The organism is Streptomyces ardesiacus (genome assembly GCF_003112575.1).
GTDB classification, from domain to species: Bacteria; Actinomycetota; Actinomycetes; order Streptomycetales; family Streptomycetaceae; genus Streptomyces; species Streptomyces ardesiacus.
The window spans coordinates 1-4,809 of the sequence record NZ_BEWC01000023.1 but is presented as its reverse complement, the minus strand read 5'-3'; the positions used below and the strand labels follow the sequence as shown (position 1 = coordinate 4,809).

Sequence of the window (4,809 nt, the reverse complement as noted above, 5' to 3'; positions counted from 1 at the left end):
TCTGGGTGACCAGTTCCACGGCGCCTGTGGACCAGTCGACGCGTGTGGTGGGGACACCTACGTGCAGGGTGGGTGGCACCACGCCTGCGGTCATGGCCTGCACCATTTTGATGACGCCTGCCACACCTGCGGCTGCCTGGGCGTGTCCGATGTTGGACTTGACCGAGCCCAGCAGCAGTGGCCGGTCCGCTGGGCGTTGCTGCCCGTAGACCGCCAGCAACGCCTGTGCCTCGATCGGATCGCCCAGCGAGGTGCCCGTGCCGTGCGCCTCCACCACATCCACGTCGGCGGGGGTCAACTCGCCCTGGGCCAGTGCCTGCCGGATCACTCGCTGCTGCGACGGACCGCTGGGGGCGGTGAGTCCGTTGGAGGCGCCGTCCTGGTTGACCGCGGACGCGCGCACGGTGGCCAGCACCCGGTGGCCGTTGCGCCGTGCGTCGGAAAGCCGCTCAAGGAGCAGCAGTCCGACACCTTCACCCCACCCGGTGCCGTCCGCGTCGTCCGAGAAGGACTTGCACCGCCCGTCCGCAGACAACCCCCGCTGCCGTGCGAACTCCACGAAGATCGACGGCGTCGCCATCACCGTCACCCCGCCCGCCAGGGCCAAGGAGCACTCACCACCACGCAATGCCTGCGCCGCGAGATGGATGGCGACCAGCGACGACGAACACGCCGTGTCCACCGAGACCGCCGGCCCCTCCAACCCGAACACATACGACAACCGGCCGGACAGGACGCTGCCGGAGACGCCGGTGGCCAGGTAGCCCTCGACCTCCTCGGAGACCGACGCCGACGAGGCCGCGTAGTCGTGGTACATGACGCCCGCGAACACGCCGGTGCGGCTGCCTTGCAGCGACGACGGGTCGAGCCCGGCACGCTCGAACGTCTCCCACGCCGTCTCCAGCAGCAACCGCTGCTGCGGGTCCATGGCCAGCGCCTCACGGGGCGAGATGCCGAAGAGGTCGGCGTCGAACTGACCGGCCCCGTGCAGGAAACCGCCCTCACGGGCGTACGTGTGTCCGACCGCGTCGGGGTCGGGATCGTAGAGGTCCTCGGGCCAGTTCCGGTCCAGCGGAAACGCCGACACACCGTCACGGCCCTCGGCGACCAGCCGCCACAACTCCGCCGGAGACCCGACACCGCCCGGATAACGACATGCCATGCCCACAATCGCGATCGGCTCGTCCGTGGTGCCGGTGGTCGTCGTGATCGTGGCCGGCTCGGGCTCTTCCGCACCGGTCGCCTCGGTGAGCAGGAAGCGCGCCAGCACCTCGGGGGTGGGGTGGTCGAAGGTGAGCGTGACGGGCAGGGACAGGCCGGTGGTTCTGGCCAGACGGTTGCGCAGTTCGACGGCGGACAGCGAGTCGAAGCCCAGGTGTGTGAACGGGCGCCCCGGTTCGATCTGTGCGCGGTCGGTGTGGCCGAGTACCTGGGCGATGTGGTCGAGCACGGTATCCAGCACGAACCGCTCACGGCTGCGCCCGGGCAGCCGCCACGTGCCGACGGCTCCTTCCGTTCGCTGCCGGGAGGTGGCGGTGTCCCGGCGCAACGCGGCGAGCAACGGCGTACGCGGCAGCGCCCGCTCGTTCAGGTCGGCGGGCATGACCAGCGCGCGTCCCTGGGCCAAGGCGGCGTCCCACAACGCGAGCCCGGCCTCGTCGGTGAGCGCGGTCATGCCGTGCCGGGCGGCACGGTCCCGGTCGACGGAGCCGCCCATGCCGGCGTCGCGGTCCCACAGTCCCCAGGCGAGCGCGATGCCGGCGCCGCCCCGGGCGCGCCGGTTCTGGATCACCGCGTCCACGGCGGCGTTGGCCGCCGCGTAGTTGCCCTGGCCTGGGTTGCCGAACACACCGGCGCTCGAAGAGAACGTGACGAACAGGCGCGCGTCGGGGCACAGTTCGTCGAGATGACGCAGCGCGTCCACCTTGGGTGCGAGGACACGCCGCAGCTGGTCGGCGGTCAGCGTGCCGATCACGCCGTCGTCCAGGACACCGGCGGCGTGCACCACTCCGGTGATGTCATGGCGGGCGACGAGTTCGGTGAGCGCGTCGCGGTCGGTGACGTCGCAGGCGACGACCTCGATCCCGGGCAGGCGCTCGCGGAGCTGGTTCATGCCGGGTGCGTCCGGGCCGCGCCGGGAGGCGAGCACGACCCGCTCGGCCCCGGCGGCGAGCAGGTGCTCGGCGAACAGCGGGCCGAGCCCGCCGGTACCGCCGGTGAGCAGCACGGTCCCGTTGACGACGGGTGGCTCGGAGGTGACGGCGGGCAGTCGTACCAGCCGGGGCGCCAGTACGTCGTCACGGACGGCCAGCTGCGGTTCGCCGGCTGGGAGGGCCGGGGGCAGGTCCGTGCCGGGGGCCAGGTCGACGAGGGTGATTCGGCGGCTCGGCTCTTCTGCCTGGGCGCTGCGGGCCAGCCCCCAGACTGCGGCCATGGCCGGCTCGGCCGGTTCGCCGGGAACGGTGGCCACGGCACCGCGAGTCACCAGCACCAGGGAGCCTTCGGTTTCACGGATCAGGTCGAGCGCCCAGCAGGCCGCCTCCAACGGACTGCTGGTGGGCGGGGCTTCGTGCACGCTGTCCGTCGGCGAGGTCGTCGTGTCGCCGGTGACGGGCTGCCAGTCGACGGCGTAGAGGGCGCCGGGGCGGGTGGCGCGCGCCGGTCGTACGCGCAAGGAGTCGACCGTGAGCACCAGGGCCCCAGTCGTGTCGGTGACGGTGAGCCGGGTGGCGTCCTTGCCGACCGGGTCGAGGACGGCGCGCACGCGGGTGGCCCCGAGGGTGTGGAGTGTGACGCCGCTCCAGGCGAACGGCACGAGTGCCTCCTCGACGCCGGTGGCCGCAGCGTGCAGGCAGGCGTCGAGCAGTGCGGGGTGCAGACCGAAGCCGTCGCCGACCAGGCCCGGCAGCTCCACCTCGGCGTATGTGGTGCCGGCGCGCCGCCAGGCCGCGGTGAGCCCCCGGAAGGCGGGGCCGTAGCCGAGTCCTCGCTCAGCCAAGTCCGGGTACAGGCCGTCCAGCGGAAGCGATCGGGCTCCGGCGGGCGGCCAGGTGTCGATCAACACCGGATCGGCGGTCGGCGCGGGCCCGGTGGCCGGGGCGAGGGTGCCCGTCGCGTGCAGGGTCCAGCCGTCGCCGTCGCGGGTGTGGACCGTCACGGCACGGCGGCCGTCGGCTTCCGGCGGGTCGAGAACCAGTTCAAGGGTGGCGGGTACCGGGATCTGGGTCTGGATGACCAGTTCGTCGAGGACGGGGCAGCCGGCGCGGTCGCCGGCTGCGATGCACAGGTCGACCAGTGCGGTGCCGGGCAGTACGGTCTGGTCGAAGACGCGGTGATCGGCCAGCCATGGCTGTTCGCCGGCGTCGAGGCGAACGGTGAGGACGAGCGTGCCGGTCAAGGGAACCTCGGCCAACGCGGCCAGCAGCGGATGACCCAGGTCGGCGGCGGCGCGGGGAGTCAAGGAGAGCCAGTAGGGGCGGTGTTGGAAGGCGTAGGTGGGCAGGTCGGTCTGGCGGGCTCCGGTGTCTTTGAACACGGCGGGCCAGTCGACCTTGAGGCCCCACCGCCATATGTGGCCTACCGAGTTGAGCAGTGTGTGGACTTCGGGTCGTTCCCGGCGCATTGCGGCTGCTGCAGGGGTGTTGGTGAACAGTGCGCTGAGTACGCCGTCGGGTCCCAGTTCGAGCACACCGGTGCCGGGAGTGCTGAGTGTGGTGACGTTGTCGGCGAAGAGTACGGTCGAGCGGATGTGTCGTACCCAGTATTCGGGGTCGTTCCACTGTCCGTCGACGGGGCCGCCGGTCACGTTGGACACGCCTGCCAGTACTGGTTCCCGGAAGGTGATCTCCTGGAGTGCTTCTGCGAACCGGGCGAGTACGGGTTCGGTCCAGCGTGAGTGGAAGGCGTGGCTCACGCGCAGGCGCCGCGCCCGGACTTCGCTGTCCAGCGTGCCCAGGAACGTGTCGACCTCGTTCTGGGTGCCGCTGATCACGACGGATGCGGGTCCGTTGACGGCGGCCACCTCAAGGTTTCCGAATCCTTCGGTCTGCTGTATCTGGTGCGGGGGCAGTGCGACGGCTGCCATGGCTCCGCCGGGTGGCAGTGATTGCATCAGCCGTGCGCGTGCCGCGACGACCCGGCATGCGTCCGGCAGTGACCACACGCCGGCGGCGTAGGCTGCGGTCACTTCACCGATCGAGTGTCCGCCCACCACGTCGGCGGACACGCCCCATGATGCGAGCAGTTCCCACAGTGCCACGCCCAGGACGAACAGGGACGCCTGTGCGTATCCGGTCTGGTCCAGTCCCGGGCGTGTGCCGAACATGACGTCCCGCAGTCCGAACTCGAATCCCAGCAGCTGGTCGAGCTCGTCGCATATGTGGTCGACCTGTTCGGCGAAGACGGGGAACGTGTCGTAGAGCTCTTGTCCGGCGCCTGCCCGTTGTGAGCCCTGGCCGGGGAAGATCACGGCGAGCCGGTCCACTCGCGGGTCGTCGGGGTCCCACTCGAAGCCGGCGCCCAGTGACACGGCCCGGTGCCGCAGTGCTGCCCGTGAGGCCAGTGACACACCCACATCCAGCCGTGGCAGGTCTTCCGCAGCGCTTGTGAGCTGTTCGATCTGTGCGTGCAACGCCTCCACCGAGTGACCCGAGACCACCCACGGCACTACGGGCAGTTCCACCGTGGGCGCTTCCTGCGGTGCCTCGACGGGTGGTGCGTCTTCCAGGATGATGTGTGCGTTGGTGCCCGAGATGCCGAAGGAGGAGACGGCGGCCCGGCGGGCACGCCCCGTTTCGGGCCAGTTACGGG

At 70.9% G+C, this 4,809-nt stretch carries 1 protein-coding gene; it reads right to left on the bottom strand.

Annotated elements, in window-relative coordinates:
* A partial coding sequence (locus Sdi02f_RS35470) for a type I polyketide synthase (RefSeq protein ID WP_159107710.1) occupies window positions 1–4,809 on the bottom strand: 4,809 nt, incomplete at both ends.